Annotated in this window: 9 protein-coding genes; 2 read left to right on the top strand and 7 right to left on the bottom strand. The window is 70.3% G+C overall.

The annotated features are described in order from the left end of the window. Positions 1 to 6 precede the first annotated feature (6 nt). Positions 7 to 6,015 (top strand): GLUG motif-containing protein, encoded by a 6,009-nt coding sequence (locus AB3X10_RS05400; RefSeq protein ID WP_369979719.1) that lies wholly within the window; start codon positions 7 to 9, stop codon positions 6,013 to 6,015. Between the two features lie 187 nt (positions 6,016 to 6,202). On the opposite strand, the gene AB3X10_RS05395 is transcribed toward AB3X10_RS05400, so the two are convergent. Then, positions 6,203 to 8,221: a sensor histidine kinase gene (locus AB3X10_RS05395; protein WP_369979717.1), complete on the bottom strand. Its 2,019-nt coding sequence runs from the start codon at positions 8,219 to 8,221 to the stop codon at positions 6,203 to 6,205. Positions 8,222 to 8,339: 118 nt separating this feature from the next. On the opposite strand from AB3X10_RS05395, the gene AB3X10_RS05390 reads away from it, so the two are divergent. Then, the gene (locus AB3X10_RS05390) at positions 8,340 to 9,023 is read left to right on the top strand and encodes a response regulator transcription factor (RefSeq protein WP_369979715.1); all 684 of its coding nucleotides are present in this window, start codon (positions 8,340 to 8,342) and stop codon (positions 9,021 to 9,023) included. 177 nt (positions 9,024 to 9,200) lie between these two features. On the opposite strand, the gene AB3X10_RS05385 is transcribed toward AB3X10_RS05390, so the two are convergent. From AB3X10_RS05385 to AB3X10_RS05360, 6 genes are all read right to left on the bottom strand, one after another. Further along, positions 9,201 to 10,205: a class I fructose-bisphosphate aldolase gene (locus AB3X10_RS05385; protein WP_369979713.1), complete on the bottom strand. Its 1,005-nt coding sequence runs from the start codon at positions 10,203 to 10,205 to the stop codon at positions 9,201 to 9,203. Between the two features lie 224 nt (positions 10,206 to 10,429). Then, positions 10,430 to 11,896, bottom strand: a complete 1,467-nt coding sequence (pyk, locus tag AB3X10_RS05380; protein ID WP_145702518.1) for a pyruvate kinase — start codon at positions 11,894 to 11,896, stop codon at positions 10,430 to 10,432. A 387-nt stretch (positions 11,897 to 12,283) separates the two neighbouring features. Next, entirely contained in the window at positions 12,284 to 12,925 is a 642-nt protein-coding gene (locus tag AB3X10_RS05375) for an HAD-IA family hydrolase (RefSeq protein WP_369979710.1), read from the bottom strand. Continuing rightward, positions 12,922 to 14,100, bottom strand: a complete 1,179-nt coding sequence (locus AB3X10_RS05370; RefSeq protein ID WP_369979708.1) for a phosphoglycerate kinase — start codon at positions 14,098 to 14,100, stop codon at positions 12,922 to 12,924. The genes AB3X10_RS05375 and AB3X10_RS05370 overlap by 4 nt, the downstream gene beginning before the upstream one ends. 240 nt (positions 14,101 to 14,340) lie before the next feature. Next, positions 14,341 to 15,705 (bottom strand): DUF3999 domain-containing protein, encoded by a 1,365-nt coding sequence (locus AB3X10_RS05365; RefSeq protein WP_369979706.1) that lies wholly within the window; start codon positions 15,703 to 15,705, stop codon positions 14,341 to 14,343. Beyond that, positions 15,702 to 18,398 (bottom strand): DUF2339 domain-containing protein, encoded by a 2,697-nt coding sequence (locus AB3X10_RS05360; RefSeq protein ID WP_369979704.1) that lies wholly within the window; start codon positions 18,396 to 18,398, stop codon positions 15,702 to 15,704. The genes AB3X10_RS05365 and AB3X10_RS05360 overlap by 4 nt, the downstream gene beginning before the upstream one ends. Positions 18,399 to 18,435 lie beyond the last annotated feature (37 nt).

Raw genomic sequence — 18,435 nt, 5'->3', positions numbered from 1 at the left:
ACCACCATGAACCGCATCTACCGCCTCGTCTTCAACCGCAATCTCGGCGTGCTCCAGGTCGCCTCCGAAGTCGCCACCGGCCATGCCGGCGGCGGCCCGCGCGGCGCCGCGCGCCTGTCGGCGCCGCTGCTGCCGCTGGCCCTGGCCTGGGCCCTGGCCGCGCCCGCGCATGCGGGCGGACTGCCATCGCTGTCCGCCGCCACCGGCGCCAACGTGTCGCAGAACGGCGCCACGCTGACCATCGACCAGAACGCGGCCAAGGCCGTGCTCAACTGGAACAGCTTCAATGTCGGCAAGGACGCCAGCGTGGTGTTCGTGCAGCCCTCCAGTTCGGCGGTCGCGCTGAACCTGATCGACGCGGCGCATGGCGCCAGCAGCATCGACGGCAGCCTGCGCGCCAACGGCAACGTGTTCCTGATCAACTCGGCCGGCATCCTGTTCGGCAGCAACGCCAAGGTCAACGTCGGCGGCCTGGTCGCCAGTTCGCTCGGCCTGGCCGAGGACGACGACAACGCCTATGTGCTCGCCCGCGGCGACCACGCCGCCGCCAGCGTGGTCAACCGCGGCAGCATCGCCGCCAGCGGCGGCGGCTCGGTCAACCTGGTCGGCAACCACGTCGCCAACAGCGGCGCGATCGCCGCCGAGAACGGCGCCATCCGCCTGCTCTCCGCCGACCAGGTCAAGGTGACCATGGACAGCGCCGGCGCGATCGGCCTGCAGCTGGTCGCCGCCGCCAGCCAATCCGTCGACGGCACGGAGGCGGCGGTGGAGAACAGCGGCAGCCTGCGCGCCGGCGGCGGCCAGATCCTGTTGCAGGCCGCCAGCAACGGCCTTTCCGACCTGCTGATCAACAACACCGGCACCATCGAGGCCTCCGCCATCGACACCTCCGGCGGCAGCGTCAGGTTCGTCGCCAACGGCGGCGCGATCGCCAGCAGCGGCAGCATCGACGTCTCCGGCAGCCGCGGCGGCAGCGTGCAGCTGCTTTCCGACGCCGCGGTGGACGTCGGCGGCCGCATCGATGCCACCGGCACCACCGCCGGCGGCAGCATCCGCATCGGCGGCGGCTACCAGGGCGGCGAGCATCTGCTGCAGGCCAGCTCGGCCACGGTCGCCAGCGACGCGGTCCTCGACGCCAGCGCCACCGGCGCCGGCAACGGCGGCTCGATCGTGGTCTGGTCCAATGGCCACACCGCGGTGCATGGGTCGCTGGCCGCCAACGGCGCCGGCAACGGCGACGGCGGCCTGCTCGAAACCAGCGGGCACACGGTGGACTTCTCGGGAATCGCGGTCGCCGCCAAGGCCGCCGGCACCGGCGCGGCCGGGACCTGGCTGGTCGACCCGGAAGACCTCAGCGTGGACAGCGCCGCCGCCAGCACGATCGGTAGCGCGCTGGACGGCGGCACCAACGTCACCCTGATCACCACCAGCACCACCGCCAGCGGCCCCGGCAGCGTGACCAGCGGCGGCAGCGGCGACATCAACGTGAACGCGGCGATCAGCTGGGGCGGCAACACCACGCTGACCCTGGATGCCTACCACGACATCAACCTCAATGCCGCGATCACCGCGACCGGCAGCAACGCCGGCCTGGTGCTGAACTACGGCGGCTACACCGCCAACGGCGCGGTCGCCAGCGGCACCGACTACACCGTCAACGCTCCCGTCAGCCTCGGCGGCAGCAATGCCCAGCTGAGCATCAATGGCGATGCCTACACCCTGCTGCACTCCCTGGACGACCTGCAGAACGTGGTGGGCAATACCGGCAACTATGCCTTGGCTGGAAACCTGGATGCCGGCGGAACCACGTATGGATCGCCGATCATGGCCCGCACGGCCTCCGGCGAGTTCAGCGGCACCTTCGCCGGCCTGGGTCACACGATCAGCAACCTGAGCATCAACTCGGGGAACAACTACGTCGGCCTGTTCGGCTATGTCGGCACCGCGACCATCCGCGACCTCGGCCTGGTCGACGCCACGGTCTCCGGCAGCAACTACGTGGGCGCCCTCGCCGGCACCAGCCGGGCCACGCTCAGCAACGTCTACGCCACGGGCAGCGTCAGCGGCGCCAACTACGTCGGCGGACTGGTCGGCTACAACGCCGACGGCACCATCACCGCCAGCCATTCCAGCAGCGCGGTCAGCGCGAGCGGGACCTATTTCGGCGGGCTGGTCGCCTACAACGGCGGCACCATCAGCGATTCGTACGCGACCGGCAACGTCAGCGGCACCTACCGCTACGCAGGCGGTTTGGTCGGGTCCAACACCGGCACGGTCAGCGCGTCCTATGCCACCGGCAATGTGACCGGCCAGGCCTATGTCGGCGGCCTGGTCGGCTATAGCTCCGGCGCTCTTACCAACGTCTACGCCTCCGGCAACGTGTCCGCCTCCGGCAACAACGCTGGCGGCCTGGTCGGGCAGATCGTCGGCAGCTCGATCAGCGGGGCCTATGCGACCGGAAACGTCAGCGCCACGTCGGAGGTCGGCGGCCTGGTGGGCTATACCTACGAGGCGGCCCTCGACCACGTCTACGCGACCGGCACGGTGACCGCCACCAATACGTCGGCGGCGTCGGTCGGCGGCCTGGTCGGCTACCACCGCTACAACTCGAGCCTCAGCAATGCCTATTGGGACGCGAGCAGTTCCGGACAGGCCAATGCGATCGGCTACAGCTTCGAGAATTCGACCTCGTCCAACGTTGCCAGCATCGGCAGCGGCAGCCGCTACGCCCATTCCAGCTACGGCGCGCTGGGCACTTGGTCGCTGGTCGGCGGCACCAGCGACGTCTACGCGGCCACCGACGGCAACGGCGCCGCAGCCTGGATCATGATCGAGGGGCAGACGCGCCCGTTCCTGGCCAGCGAGTACAGCACCCGCATCGCCAACGCCCACCAGTTGCAGTTGATGGCCTACAACCTGTCGGCCAGCTACAGCGTGTCCGCCGACATCGATGCCAGCCAGACCTCCGGCAGCAACGCCAGCGGCATGTGGAGCAGCGCCGGCTTCGATCCGATCGGCGACGCCACCCACGGCTTCAGCGGCAGCCTCGACGGACGCAACCACACGCTGAGCGGCCTGCGCATCGCCCGCAGCGCCGAGAACGACGTCGGCCTGTTCGGCGTGACCGGCAGCGGCAGCACGATCCGCGACCTTACGCTGACCGGCAGCAGCGTGTCCGGAACGGCGTATGTCGGCGGCCTGGTCGGCCAGAACGCCGGCAGCATCAGCGGCGTCTCCGCCTCCGGCAGCGTTGCCGGCACCGGCAACTTCATCGGCGGCCTGGTCGGCTACAACATCGGCGGGACGGTTTCCGGCGCGCGGACCGACGGCAGCGTCGTCGCCAGCGGTGGCGCGTACAGCGGCAACTACGTCGGCGGACTGATCGGCAGCAACAACGCCGGATCGATTTCCGCCTCGTCCTCGAGCAGCACGGTCTCCGGCGGCAGCAGCGTGGGCGGGCTGGTCGGCAACGACTATCAGGGCACCTACGACGACGCTCGCGCCAGCGGCAGCGTGACCAGCACCAGTTCGGCCACCGGCAACAACGTCGGCGGCCTGATCGGCAGCGCGACCCAGAGCACCATCCGCAACGTCCATGCCACCGGCGACGTCACCGCGACCACGGCCAGCGCAGGCGGCCTGGTCGGCCTCGCGGCGTCCAGCAGCATCCAGAACGCCTATGCCCGCGGCCATGTTTCCGGAACCAAGAGCGTCGGCGGACTGGTCGGCCGCAGTTCCAGCACCACGATCAGCAACGTGTATGCGACCGGTGCCGTGACCGGCAGTACCTACGACACCGGCGGACTGGTCGGCAGCCTGTCCGGCGGCAGCGTCGAATCGGCATACGCCGCCGGCAACGTGTCGGGCGGAAGCTATGTCGGCGGACTGGTCGGCTACAACGATTCGGCGACCGTCGGCAGGGTCTACGCCACGGGCAACGTCTCCGGCGACGACTACATCGGCGGGCTGGTCGGCTACAACGACGAGGGCAGCATCGCCAACGCCTACGCCACCGGCACCGCGAGCGGCGACATGTATGTCGCCGGACTGGCCGGCTACAACTACGACGGCACCATCGCCAACACCTATGCCAGCGGCAATGTCGCCGGCAATGCGTATGTCGGCGGCCTGGTCGGCGTCAACTACAGGAACAGCATCAGCGACTCCTACGCCACGGGCAGCGTATCCGGCACCAATGCGGTCGGCGGACTGGTCGGATCCAATTCCAACGGCACCATCGGCGCGAGCTTCTTCGCCACCACCGACGCCAGCGGCAATGCGATCAACACCGGCTTGAACGTGGCCGGCAATGCGGGCGGCAGCATCGACGGCTACAGCGGCGGCAAGACCTGGACCCAGCTGACCACCTTGTCCACCTTCACCGATGCCGGCTGGAACATCGACGACAGCGGCGGAACCGGCCTGGCCTGGCGCATCTACGACGGCGACACGACCCCGTTGCTGCGCACGTTCCTGAAGTCGCTCACGGTCAACACCAACGTCTCCGGCGCGAACAAGACCTACGACGGCACCGTCGCCAGCGGCTCGGCGTCCGGCTACACGACGTCGGGCAACGTCGACAGCAGCCTGCTGTTCGGTTCGTCGCTGAGCTACGCGACCACCGGCAAGAATGCGGGGACCTACTCCACCGGCAACGGCGGCCTCGCCATCGGCGGACTGTATTCCAGCCAGCAGGGCTACGACATCGGCTATTCGGCGAACGGCAGCGTCACCATCGCCCAGGCGTCGCTGACGGTGACGGCATCCGGCGGCCGCAAGACCTACGGCGACACCGCCAGCCTGAGCGGCTACAGCGTCTCCGGCCTGGTCAGCGGCGACGCGGTCTCCGGCGTCACCCTGAGCAGCGCCGGTGCAGCCGCCACCGCAGGCGTCGGCAGCTACGCCATCAACGCCTCCGGCGCTACTGGCACGGGCCTGTCCAACTACGTCATCAGCTATGTCGACGGCAGCCTCAGCGTCGATCCGGCGACGCTGCGCATCGTCGCCACCGACAGCAGCAAGACCTACGGCAGCGCGCTAGACCTGAGCGGCTACAGCGTCTCCGGCCTGGTCAATGGCGATACGGTCTCCGGCGTCACCCTGAGCAGCGGCGGTGCAGCTGCAAGCGCAGGCGTCGGCAGCTATGCCATCAACGCCTCCGGCGCCACTGGCGCGGGCCTGTCCAACTACGTCATCAGCTATGTCGACGGCAGCCTCAGCGTCGATCCGGCGACGCTGCGCATCGTCGCCACCGATAGCAGCAAGACCTACGGCAGCGCGCTCGACCTGAGCGGCTACAGCGTCTCCGGCCTGGTCAATGGCGATGCGGTGTCCACCGTTTCGCTGAGCAGCACCGGTGCGGGCGCCACCGCAGGCGTCGGCCGCTATGCCATCAACGCCTCCGGCGCCACTGGCACGGGCCTGTCCAACTACGTCATCAGCTATGTCGACGGCAGCCTCAGCGTCGATCCGGCGACGCTGCGCATCGTCGCCACCGATAGCAGCAAGACCTATGGCAGCGCGCTCGACCTGAGCGGCTACAGCGTCTCCGGTCTGGTCAATGGCGATGCGGTGTCCACCGTTTCGCTGAGCAGCACCGGTGCGGCCGCTGGCGCCGCGGTCGGCCGCTATGCCATCACCGCGTCCGGCGCCACCGGCAGCGGGTTGTCCAACTACGTCATCAACTATGTCGATGGCGTGCTGACCGTCCAGGCCGCGAGTGGCGGCGGGACCAACCCCGGCATCGAGCTGGGCAATGCGACGGTGCAGGCGATCAACAGCTCGGTGGCGGCAAGCGCATGGAGCGGCGATGCCGGTTCGGCACTGCCGAGCGCTCCGCAGGCCAGCGACGAGGTCGCCAGGGAGCTGGCGGCGAGCGCTCAGGCCCAGGGCGGCGGCGCCGTGTCCGGCAACGCGTCGATCATGATCGTCGACGGTGGCGTTCGCCCGCCGGCATTCGCCTGCAGCCAGGGCGCATCCAACCTGCCCGCGGAAGCCTGCATCATCCAGCAATAGCCGATGCCGGGCCCTGGACGCCTGCTTGCGGCGTCCAGGGCCCGGGCGCCACCATTGCGGCGTCTCGGATGGCCGCTGTGCGCCGAGCGCATGCAGCGTACCGTGCACGTGCGCCGTCTTCCGCAACAGAGTCCGCGCGCTGGATGCGCGCGGCCGCCCATGGCAGCCGGCGCGCGGCGACCCGGCATCAGGGATCGAACGCCGCCGCCGACGGCAACGCGATCCGCGCGCTCGCACGGCGCGGCAGCAGCAGCACGAAGCAGACCGACGTCCCGGATGCGTCACCAGCCAGCCCCACCCAGCCGCCGAGCCGTTCGGCGATCCTGCGTACCAGGTACAGGCCGAGTCCGGCGCCGGGCGTGTTGCTCGCGTTCTCCCCGCGGTAGTACTTCTGGAACAGGCGCTCGCGGTCGGCAGCGCCAATGCGCTCGCCAGGGTTGGCGATCTCCACCCGCAGCCCTTCGCCGCGCCCGCGCACCCGGATGCCGATCGATTCGCCCTGCGGGCAATGGCGGTCGGCATTGGCGATCAGATTGCGCAAGGCGACCCGCAACAGGCCGGCGTCGGTGAGCAGGCTGTCGTCGTCGGTCTGGTAGTCGCAGACCACGCGCTGCGGCGGAAAGTCCCGGCACAACTCGTCCAATAGCGTGCGTAGCGCGCAATGCTGCAGCCGCAATTGCGGACTGGCCTCGCCCATGCGGTCGTCGGCGAGGTACTCGTCCACCAGCGCCAGCAGCCGCTGCGCCGCGTTGCGGATGTTGCCGCAGCGCACACGGTTGCGTTCCGGCGGCGCCTCCAGCTTGCGCGCCAGTTGCTGGGCCGAGGTCATGATGACGGCCAACGGCGTGCGGAACTCGTGCGACACCATCGCCACGAAATCGCGTTGTTCCTGCATCACCCTGCGCTCGGTCTCCAGCGAGGCGCGCAGTTCGTCCTCCAGGGACTGCCGCCGGCGTATCTCGCTGCGCAGTTCGGCGGTACGCAGCGCCACCTCGCGCTCCAGCTTCATGCCGTGCCGGCGCGCCAGTTCCGCCGCGGCATTGGCATGCCGCCGCTCGCGGATCCGCCGCTGCCGCTCGTAGCGGCCGATGATGAAGAAACTCATCAGCGTCATGTGCAGCATGGTGCCGAGCGTGGTGGCGTACTGCGTCCACGCGTTGACCGGGACGATCCCCAGGTTGCGCAGAAATCCGAGCGTCACCCCCAGGTAGAACGGGAAGAAGGCCAGCACGAAGAACAGCGCAGGCGGGTAGCGCCGCCACAGCAGGCCGAGCGCCAGTGCCGCGACCACCAGGATCTCCAGCAGGGCCAGCGCCTGTACCGGTTGCATGCCCCAGGCGTAGTGGCCAGCGAGTACGCACGCCGCACAGAACAGCGCGACCGTCCACAGCAGCCGCGAACTCCAGCGCACGAATCGCGGACGGAAGGCGCGCAGGTTCAACTGCCGGCTCGCGACCTGGAACCCCACCGGCAGGCTGCAGGCGATGCTGATCCCCAGCAGGCTGTCGCTCCACGCCACCGGCAATCCCGAGACCTGCTGCACCAGGCCGATCGACATCGCTTCGTTGAGCACGCAGCCGCCCAGGTACACCACGAACAGCCCGCTCATGCGCGCGCGCGTGGCGATCCAGAACAGCAGATGCAGGCAGATCAGCAACAGATAGAAACCGAAATACAGCCCGAACTGCAGTCCCTCGCGCCGCGACTGGTTGTCGAACGGCAGCCGCTGCCAGACATCCAGGCGGGTGACCAGGGCGTTCTTGCTCTGCAAGCGCAGCAGCACCACGTAGTTGCCGGGACGCGACGGCGCGAACTGGAACACCGGGCTGCGGTAGTCCACCGGCCAGTCGCGCCGCCGCACGTTCTCGCCGCTGTGCCCCAGCGCGCGCCAGGCGCCGCCGTCGACGCTCGCATAGGCCTGCGCATCGTCGATCACGGCGTTGCTCAATCGCAACATCCAGCCTCCAGGCGGTACACTCTCGACCCGCAGCGGCAGACGCAGCCACACGGTGCCGGTGGTGAATCCCGCATTGAGGCCGGCAGGCAACCGGGTCCAGCCGGGCGCCGAAGCGGCCTGGCGGACATCCAGGCGGCCGTGCGGATCGTCCAGGCGCTGCAGATATCCGCTTGCATCGTGGTGCGCGGCGGCCAGCGGCAGCGCTGCAGCCGGCGACCGTGCCGGTTCCGCGGCCAGACACGCGCTCATCCCCAACACCAGCCATGCGCCCACAAGCCAGCGACGACATTCCGCCATCATTTGCCATACCGCACGGTTGCCAACCGATTAAGTTACAGCAAACCGCGATGCACGAGGATCCGCCGCGATGGGCGAGGTGATCTTGCTGGAAGACGAGCCGGTGCTGCGCGAGGAACTCGGCGAGTTCCTGCAGGATCTCGGCTACATCGCCACCTGCGTGGCCAGCGTCGCGGAGTTCCGGCAGCGCTTCGATCCGCTGCGCCAGGCCCTGGCGGTGATCGACGTGGGCCTGCCCGACGGCAGCGGCCTGGAGTTGATCGGCGAACTTCGCCGCGCCGGCCATTGCCTGGGCATCGTGGTGTTCAGCGCGCACAACACCGGCGGCGATCGCATCTCCGGCCTGGACATCGGGGCGGACCACTACCTGGGCAAGGGCACCGACCTGGACGAACTCGCCGCGACCCTGGCCTCGCTCGGCCGGCGCCTGGCGCTGCAGCCACCGGCGGCGCGCTGGATCCTGGAGATGGCCGCGGCACGCCTGAACGTGCCCGATGCGCCGCCGGTGCCGCTCTCGCACCAGGACCTGCTGGTGCTCGGCTGCCTGATGCGCCATGCCGGCGAAAGCGTGGGCCACCGCGAGATCGCCGAGACGCTGGGGGTGAATTTCCTCGACTACGATCGGCGCCGGCTGGACACGCAGATGTACCGGCTGCGACGGCGCGTGGAGGAGATCAGCGGGCGGCCGCTGCCGGTGAAGACGCTGCGCAACAGCGGGTACCGCTTTCATGCGCCTGCGGCGTTGAAGCCTTGAGCTGCGGTGCGAGGCGGTGTTGCATTAAAAGAGTTCGTTAGGGCTACGCCCCGTACCCGCATCCGCCCCTCGGGGCACCTTCCCCGAAAAGGGGGCATGGTCCGGCAGGGAGAAGGAGGGGCGGAAACAAAAAACGCCGGCGATGCCGGCGTTTTTCGTGCGTTCCCTGGCTGGAACTCAGTCCTGCCACTTGCCCAGTGCAGCCAGGCCGTTTTCCTTGGCGCGTTCGTAGACCACCTGCTGCGCCTTGGCGAAGTTGCCCTTCATGTCCTGCGACCACAGCTTCAGCGCGGCCTGCTGCATCGCACGGCCGTAGGAGAAGCTCAGCGGCCACGGCAGCGTGCCGAGCTGGTTCATCGCGTTCAGATGCGCGGTGGACTGCTCGTCGGTCTGCCCGCCGGACAGGAACACGATGCCCGGCAGGATCGCCGGCACGGTGCTCTTCAGGCACATCACGGTGGACTCGGCCACTTCCTCGACGCTGGCCTGCTCGTCGCAGTCCTTGCCGGCGATGACCATCGACGCCTTCAGGATGGTGCCTTCCAGCACCACGTTCTGCTCGTACAGCGCGCCGAACAGCGAACGCAGCGTGGCTTCGGTGACTTCGTAGCAGGTCTCGATGTCGTGGTTGCCGTCCATCAGCACTTCCGGCTCCACCATCGGCACCAGGCCCTGCTCCTGGCACAGCGCCGCGTAGCGCGCCAGCGCATGCGCGTTGGTCTCGATGCACACGCCCGACGGGGTGTCCTCGCCGATGGTGATCACCGCGCGCCACTTGGCGAAGCGAGCGCCGAGCTTGTAGTACTCCTCCAGGCGCGCGCGCAGGCCGTCCAGGCCTTCGGTGATCAGCTCGCCGGGCATGCCGGCCAGCGGATGCGTGCCCTTGTCGACCTTGATCCCGGGAATGATGCCGTGCTCGGCCATGTACTTCGGGAACGGCACGCCGTCCCTGGTCTTCTGGCGGATGGTCTCGTCGTACAGGATCGCGCCGGAGATGTGCTCGCTCAGCTTCGGCGTGGTCAACAGCAGCTCGCGATACGCGCGGCGGTTCTCTTCGACATTCTCGATGCCGACGCCGGCGAAGCGCTTGGCGATCGTGCTGGTGGATTCGTCGATCGCGATGATGCCCTTGCCCGGGGCGACCATCGCCTGTGCGGTTTCGGCAAGCTGTTCGATGCTCATGGAATTCCTGTGGCACGGGGGGAAACCCGAAGTATATCGCGGCAAACGCCGCCCATTCCTTCACGGAATGCCTGCAACCGTTTCCATCCGGTAGACGCAATGCGCGACGCCGCGCGCATTGCCGCACGACGACACGCGCCGCCGCGACGCGGCGCAGGCAAAAAAAAACCGCGCGCTGCCCAGGCAGCGCGCGGTCGTGGGCCGGCGTGGCGACGCCGGCTCGGTTACAGCTCGCCCAGGCCGCTGGCGCGGCCGTCGGGGCCGACCTCGAGCAGGCGCAGCGTGTTGGTCGCGCCGTGGGTTTCCATGTGCTCGCCGCTGGTGAACACCACGCGGTCGCCGGGGCCCATGCGCTCGGCCTCGACCAGCAGGCGGATCGCCGCGCGCGCCGCTTCGCGCGGGGTCAGGCCGCGGCTGTCGAAGTTGATCGGGAACACGCCGCGCATCATCGCCATGCCGCGGCGCGCGCCGTCGTGGCGGGTGAACGCGTAGATCGGCATCTTCGAGCGGAACCGCGACAGGAAGCGCGGGGTGCCGCCGGATTCGGTCAGGGTGACCACGCCGCTCAGGCCGATGTGCTCGGACAGGAACATCGTCGCCATCGCGATCGCCTGGTCGGCGCGCTCGAGGTTGCGCTGCGCGGCCTCGAAATCGGTGTCCATCTCGAACTGGCGCTCGGCGCCCAGGCAGATCCGCGCCATCGCCTGCACCGCCTTGACCGGGTAGGCGCCGGCGGCGGTCTCGGCCGACAGCATCACCGCGTCGGTGCCGTCGATCACCGCGTTGGCCACGTCCAGCACCTCGGCGCGGGTCGGGATCGGGTTCTCGACCATCGACTGCAGCATCTGCGTGGCGGTGATCACCACCTTGTTCTGCGCCAGCGACTCGCGAATGATCTTCTTCTGCAGGCCGGGCAGCTCGGCATCGCCGATCTCCACGCCCAGGTCGCCGCGCGCGACCATTACCACGTCGCTGGCCTCGACGATCTCGCTCAGGTTCTCGATCGCCTCGGTGCGCTCGATCTTGGACACCAGCGCGGCGTCGCAGCCGTGCTCGCGGGCGATGCGGCGCGCATCGTTCATGTCCTGCGCGTTGCGGCAGAACGACACCGCGATGAAATCCACGCCGATCTTGGCGACGATGCCGATCAGTTCCTTGTCGCGCTCGGTCAGCGCGCCCAGCGACAGGCCGCCGCCCTGCTTGTTCAGGCCCTTGCGGTCGGACAGCACGCCGTCGTTGAGCACGGTGTTGACGATGCGCGAACCGTCGACCTCGACCACCTGCAGCTGCAGCAGGCCGTCGTCGAGCAGCAGCACGTCGCCCGGCTTGACGTCGTTGGGCAGGCCCAGGTAGCTGACGCCGACCTCGTTCTCGTCGCCGGCCGGCGCGTTGGCGTCGGCGACCAGGTCGAAGCGCGCGCCGGCCTTCAGCGACACCTTGCCGGCGGCGAAGCGCTCGATGCGGATCTTCGGGCCCGGCAGGTCGGCGAGGATGCCCACTTCGCTGCCCACGCGCTGCGCGGCGGCGCGCACTTCGGCGGCGCGCTTGGCCTGGCCGGAGGGATCGCCGTGCGAGAAATTCAGGCGCACGACGTTGACGCCGGCGCGGAACAGGTCCTCGAGCACGCCGGGCGGATCCGTGGCCGGGCCGAGGGTGGCGAGAATCTTGGTGCGGCGCTGGCGTTCGATCATGAGACGTCGTTCCCTGGAAAAGCCGTCAAAACTAGCACAGGCACTGCGACGGCAGGATGGCGAATCGGCATAGACCACTGCGGATTCATGCATGTCTTGCAGACAGTGCGGGACAGTATGCGGACTCGGCGCCGCCCTTGCGCTGTCCCGGCCGCGCCCGGCCAGCGCCGCGAATCCATGCCGCACAGCCCTGCCTTGCCTCTCTTGCGCCGCTCGCTGCCAGGCCAATTACCTGGTGGCCCGGCGCGCCCAGCGGCGCAGGCAGGCCATCGCACGTGGAGCGAACCGGGAGATGCGGGAGTTCGGCAGCGGGCCGCTTCTACGAATCCCGGCTCTTCAACAGCCGAAGGCTGGTCATCCCCAATCCCGAATCCCGAATCCCAGCCTTCAACCAACCAACGCCGGCAACTGCGCCGGCTCCAGGGCCAACGCGCCGGCACCGGCCTGGCGCAGCTCCGCCTCGTCGCCGAAGCCCCACAGCACGCCGATGCTGCGCATGCCGTGGTGGTTGGCGCCCTCGATGTCCATGCGCCGGTCGCCGATCATCACGCACTGCGCCGGCTGCAGCGACAGCCGCCGCAGCGCCTCGGCGATCAGGTCCGGCTTGGCGCGGCGCTGGCCGTCGTCGCTGGCGCCGACGATCTCCTCGAAATGCGCGGCGAACGGCAGCGTCTCGACGATGCGCCGGGCGAAGCGCTCGTTCTTCGAGGTCACCACCGCCAGGCGATGCCCGGCCGCGGCCAGCGCGGCCACCGCCGCGCCGATCTCGGGGAACACGGTGTGCTCGCGCCAGCCCTGCACGTCGTAGCGCTGCCGGTACAGCGCCAGCGCCTGCTCGACCAGCGCCGGATCATCGAACTGTTCCTGGAAGCTGTCGCGCAGCGGCGGGCCGATCCAGGCGCGCAGCGTGCTTGGCGCCGGCAGCGGCTGCCGCAGCTGCTCGAAGGTGTGCACGATGCTGCCGACGATGCCGGCCTCCGAATCGACCAGGGTGCCGTCCAGGTCGAAGAACAGGGTGTCGGCGCTCACGCGCCGCGCGCCTGCAGCGCCGCCACCGCCGGCAGGGTCTTGCCTTCCAGGAATTCCAGGAACGCGCCGCCGCCGGTGGAGATGTAGCTCACCTGCCCGGCGATGCCGTACTTGTCGACCGCGGCCAGGGTGTCGCCGCCGCCGGCGATGGAGAACGCCGGCGAGGCGGCGATGGCGCGCGCCAGGGTCTCGGTGCCGTGGCCGAACGCATCGAACTCGAACACGCCGACCGGGCCGTTCCAGACCACGGTGCCGGCCTTGGCGATCAGCTCGGCGTAGTGCGCGGCGGTCTGCGGGCCGATGTCCAGGATCAGGTCGTCGTCGGCGACGTCGGCCAGCGCCTTCACCGTCGCTTCGGCGTCGGGCAGGAACTGCTTGGCCACCACTACGTCGGTGGGCAGCGGGATCGCCGCGCCGCGCGCATTGGCATCGGCGACGATCTTGCGCGCGGTGTCGAGCAGGTCCGGCTCGCACAGCGACTTGCCGACCGGGTGGCCGGCCGCGGCGATGAAGGTGTTGGCGATGCCGCCGCCGACGATCAGCTGCTCGACCTTGTTGACCAGGTTCGACAGCAGTTCCAGCTTGGTCGAGACCTTGCTGCCGGCGACGATCGCCAGCAGCGGCTTGGCCGGGTGCTCCAGCGCCTTGGCCAGCGCGTCCAGCTCGGCCATCAACAGCGGGCCGCCGGCCGCCACCGGGGCGAACCTGATCACGCCGTGGGTGGAGGCCTGGGCGCGGTGCGCGGTGCCGAACGCGTCCATCACGAACACGTCGCACAGCGCCGCGTACTTCTTCGACAACGCCTCGTCGTCCTTGCCCTCGCCGACGTTCATGCGGCAATTCTCCAGCAGCACGATCTTGCCCGGCTGCACGTCCACGCCGTCGACCCAGTCGCGCAGCAGCGGCACCTCGGTGCCGAGCAGCGCGGTCAGCCGCGCAGCGACCGGCGCCAGCGAATCGGCCTGCGTCCACACGCCTTCCTTGGGCCGGCCCAGGTGCGAGGTCACCATCACCGCCGCGCCCTGCTCCAGCGCGTGCCGCAGCGTCGGCACCGACGCCAGGATGCGCTGCTCGGAGGTGATCTGGCCGTTGTCGTCGATCGGCACGTTCAGGTCTTGCCGGATCAGCACGCGCTTGCCGGACAGGTCGAGATCGGTCATTCGCAGGATGGGCATTGTCGGTTGCTCGCTATCGTGGGGTTGCTGGGGGATGAACAGGCCGAGGGCGGCATGGGCGCCGCCGCTGCAACGCCCGATGGAGGCGCGCTCGGCCATCGCGCACGCGCGACGGAAGGGCTGCATTGTCCGGCGTCGGCCGCGCAGCGGCAAATCGCGACATCGCGCAACGCCCGGCCGCACCGCGCGACGCGGCCACGCGCCGCGGCAGGCGCGTGGCGCAGCAGCGCCGGCGACGGCTCAGTCCGCGCCGGGCGCGGCCGGTTTGCGCAACAGGCTGAAGGCGAAGCCGAGCACGATCAGCGCGCCGCCGACCAGCAGCGCCCACAACAGCCAGGTCTTCCAGTCGCGCGGCGGCGGTGGCGCCTGCAAGGCGGCGGCGCCGGCCAGCGGCACCGCCGCGCCGAGCGTGGCGGTGGCCGGCGTCCATTGCGGCCCGCGTTGCGTGCGCAAGGCCTGCAGCGTGGTGGCCAGCGGCGCGGCGGCGCGCTGGGTGCGGGCACTGCCGGCGGCCAGCGCGTAGGGCGGCGTGCCCTGGGCCAGGAAGATCAGCGTTTCCGGCTGGTAGCCCAGGCGCAGCGCTGGCCGCTGCCGGCCCGGATCCTGCGTGGCCAGCAGCCGCCAGTAGCGGTCGCGCACCGGCTGCGACAAGGCCTGCGGCGGCGAGCGGCTGGCGCCGGCACCGACCTGGTAGGCCACCCACGGTCCAGCCCGGTCCTGCCACGGCGCCTCGTCGCTGTCGCGGCTCTGCACGCGCCATTCGATCGCGCTGTTGCCGGGCAGCGCGATGTCCAGCTGCGCGACCGGATAGCGGCCGGGCGATGCGAACTCGAAGCTGTGCTGCGCCGGATCGGCATGCAGCGCGTCCAGTTGCTGCCAGCGCCAATCGGCGGCGGCGGGCGTCGGCGCCAGTTCGGCCTGCACCCCGGTCAGGCGCGGCAGCGGCGCCGACGACAGCGGCAGCAGCCGCAGGTAGCGCACCTGGCGATCGATGGCGATGCGCAACTGCTGCAGGCGATTGCCCTGGTTGGCCAGGTCGACCAGGGTCGCCTCCGGCACCAGCAGCTCCCAATCGCGCAGGTCGTCGCTGGCCTCGACCCGGTAGCGCGCCTGCCGCGGCTGCGTATCGGCGGCCCACTGCAGCGACAGCGCGCGCAACGGCTCGCGCAGCGCGCTGGCGTCGATCAGCCAGCCGGCCTCGGCGGCGTCGACCGTGCCGCTGGCGATCCGGGTGCGGATGCGGCGCACGCTGCCGTCGGCATCGCGCTCGGCGATCAGCTCCAGGTCGTCCGCGCCGCCACCGGCCACCGCCGGCAGCGGGAACCAAGGCAGCGGCTGCCGGCGCGGCGTGGTTTCGGCCTGCTCGGCGGCGAACAGGGCCGCCGGCAGCGCGTCGCCGGCGGCGTTGAACACCTCCACGTCGCCCAGCGAGGCCAGATGCGCGCTGCGGTACACCGCGTCGTCGAGCTGCACGCGGTAGGCGCCGGCGGCGGGGTCCTGCAGGGTCAACGGCCATTGCTGCGCATAGTCGTCGCGCTGGCTGGCGGCGGATGCCGCGAGCGGCGCCAATGCCAACAGCAGGACCGCAAGGATCGGGCGTTTCATGGATGGGCCTCCTCGGCCGGTTCGCTGGCGCGCGGCGGTGCCGGCGCGAAATAGCCGACCACGGTACACAACAGGCCGTAAGCGATGAACGAAGCGATGCCGGCGACATTGCCGAGGTTGCCGCGATCCACCAGCAGCAGCTTGCCCAGCACCACCGCCATCAGCAGCGCGCCGGCCAGCCACAGGCCGCGCTGGCGGCGGCGCGAGCCGAGCACCCAGCCGAGCACGCCGAGCACGCTCCACACCACGGTCAGGCTGGTCTGCGCCACGCCATCGGACAGCACCGCATGCCAGGGCACCGCGCTCCAGACATGCACCGCGTGCAGGGTCACGCTGGTGACCCACAGGAAACCGGCGCCGGCCAGCAGTTGCAGGCGCTGGCCGCGCAACGGCGCCGGCGCGTTCGGCGACCACAGCCAGCGCGCGGCCAGCGCCACCACCAGCAGCTGGGTCAGTTCCAGCGGATTGAGCACCGGCACCCACGGCAACGGCGCACTGGCGCCGGGCACGCACAGGGTCCACAGCCACGCCGCCCCGAGCAGGCCGAAATAACTGCCTTGCAGCGCGCCGCGGCAACGGTCGAAGTCCGCGCCCAGCGGCGCGGCCAGCCACGGCCAGCGCAGCAGCGACAGCGCCGCCGCCAGCAGCCAGGGCGCCAGCAGCAACGCCCACTGCCAGCCCTCGGCCAGGGCGAAGCGCCGCGCCAGCCACATGCCCAGCAGCGACAGGACCGACGGCCACACCAGCCACCACGCGAACTGCGCCGCGCGCGCCACCCAGCCGCCGCTGCCGCGCAGGCAGATCAGGCTGCGCACGCCGAGCACCGCGAACAGCGTCCACGCCCAGGCACCGTGCCCGGCGAACGGCTGGCCATGCGCATCGGCCTGCAACGCCGCCAACGGCAGCGCCAGCAACAGCCCGCCGAGCGTGGTCGCGGCCAGCGCGCGTGCCGGCCAACGGCGCTGCGCCTCGGCGGCGAGCCAGCCGCTGAGCGCGACGAAGGCCAGCAACAGGTCGGCTTGCGCGCTGGCGGCGACGAAGCGTTCGATCTCGGCGACGCCGATCCCGCACCACCACGCCAGGCCCCACAGGTAATACACCAGGGCCGGCGTGTCGGCGCCGGCACGGCGGTAGCTCCAGGCGCTGGCGACACCGGCCAGGGCCAGCAGCGCGCCGCTCATGAAGGTCGCATTGGCCAACGCATGGACATCGTGCCAGGCCAGGTCCCAGCCCAGCACGAAGCCGATCGCCGCCGCCAGCTGCAGGCCGGCGCCGCTGACCTGCGGCAGCCAGCGCCGCTGCCGCAGCCCCAGCCACACCAGCGCCGCGCCCTCCAGCGCGAAGATGCTGGCGGTGGCGCGCGCGGACAGCGCCAACGGCACCGCCAGCGTGGCGAAGCCCACCGCCAGCAGCGCATAGGCCTGGCCCAGCACCGCGAAGCGCTCACGCCGGATCAGTGCCGCGGCCAGCAACGCGTACACCGCGGCCAGGCCCAGCGCGCACAGCGCCAACGGCAGGCCCTCGCCGCGCAACAGCCCGGCCTGCAGCGAGAACGCGACCAGCGGCGTGCCGAACACCAGGCTGCCGTCGACCAGGTTGCCGCGCGTGGCCGGCTGGCGCCGCGCGTACAGGATCGGGATCAGCAGGTAGAACGCGAAGAACAGCAGCAGGAACGGCTCGGTGCTGGCGAATTTCGCCGGCTGGTACTGCAGCACGCCCCACAGCGTGCCGATGCCGAAGGTGAAGCCGAAGCCGAGCAGGTTCAGCACCCGCCACGGCCGATACCAGGCGATCGCGAACACCGCCGCGTTGAGCACCGCGTAGTAGGAGAACAGGCCGACATGATTGCCGCTGCCGGTGGAGAGCCAGATCGGCGCCAGGAACCCGGCCAGCGTGGCCAGCACCGCCAGCGTGCGCGATTCCTGCACCACCGCCAGCACGCACATGCTGGCCACCAGCACGATGCTCAGCGCGAACGCCGCGCTGGCCGGAATCAGCGCGGACAGCTTGAACGCGGCGAACACGGTCAGCAGCAGCACGCCGATCGCGCCGCCCTGCAGCGCCAGCGCGAAGCTGCGCTTGCGTTCGCGCTGGTGCCAGCCGAAGCCCAGTCCGGCCAGCGCCGCGGCGGCGATGCCGGCATAGCGCAGTTCGATCGGCATGCGCAGCCAGCCCTGGTCGCCGGCGTATTTCAGCAGCGCGGCGACGCCGGCCAGCAGCACCAGCATGCCGATCTTGACCGGCACGTTGCCTTCGGTGAACCAGCGCTTGGCGCCGGCCAGCAGGCGCTCGATCGGGCCAGGGCCCTGCGGCGCATCAGCCTCGGGCGGTGGCGTCACCGGCGTGCCGCTGGCCTCGCCCGTCACCGATGGCCGGGCTGCGAACGGCGGCGGCAGCGGCGGCGGCACGGGCGCACTGGCGACAGGCGCCGGCGCTGCGAACGGCTGCGCTGCGGCTTCGTCCTCGTCCTCGAACCCGGCAGCGAATTCGGCATCGCGTCCGGTATCGGTATCGGTGGTATCGAAACCAGGGTCGACCTGCGCCGCCTGCGGCGCGGCGCGGCGCAGCCGCGCCAGTTGCAGTTCCAGTGCCGCCACGCGCCGGCGCACGCCCGCCAGCGCCACCAGCAACACGATCAGCAGCACCGGCACCGCCAGTACCGCCACCACCACCAGCACGATCAACCCTTCCATCCGGACTCCATCCCCAAGACGACACGCCGCCAGGCGG

The organism is Xanthomonas sp. DAR 80977, from assembly GCF_041240605.1.
Lineage (GTDB): Bacteria > Pseudomonadota > Gammaproteobacteria > Xanthomonadales > Xanthomonadaceae > Xanthomonas_A > Xanthomonas_A bundabergensis.
This window is presented reverse-complemented; position numbering and strand designations above follow the sequence as displayed.

Bases quoted from the DNA above. Each gene is read 5' to 3' on its own strand.
- AB3X10_RS05400 (WP_369979719.1), top strand. From the start codon at position 7: ATGAACCGCATCTACCGCCTCGTCTTCAACCGCAATCTCGGCGTGCTC.
- AB3X10_RS05395 (WP_369979717.1), bottom strand. From the start codon at position 8,221: ATGAGCGCGTGTCTGGCCGCGGAACCGGCACGGTCGCCGGCTGCAGCG.
- AB3X10_RS05390 (WP_369979715.1), top strand. From the start codon at position 8,340: ATGGGCGAGGTGATCTTGCTGGAAGACGAGCCGGTGCTGCGCGAGGAA.
- AB3X10_RS05385 (WP_369979713.1), bottom strand. From the start codon at position 10,205: ATGAGCATCGAACAGCTTGCCGAAACCGCACAGGCGATGGTCGCCCCG.
- pyk (WP_145702518.1), bottom strand. From the start codon at position 11,896: ATGATCGAACGCCAGCGCCGCACCAAGATTCTCGCCACCCTCGGCCCG.
- AB3X10_RS05370 (WP_369979708.1), bottom strand. From the start codon at position 14,100: ATGCCCATCCTGCGAATGACCGATCTCGACCTGTCCGGCAAGCGCGTG.
- AB3X10_RS05365 (WP_369979706.1), bottom strand. From the start codon at position 15,705: ATGAAACGCCCGATCCTTGCGGTCCTGCTGTTGGCATTGGCGCCGCTC.
- AB3X10_RS05360 (WP_369979704.1), bottom strand. From the start codon at position 18,398: ATGGAAGGGTTGATCGTGCTGGTGGTGGTGGCGGTACTGGCGGTGCCG.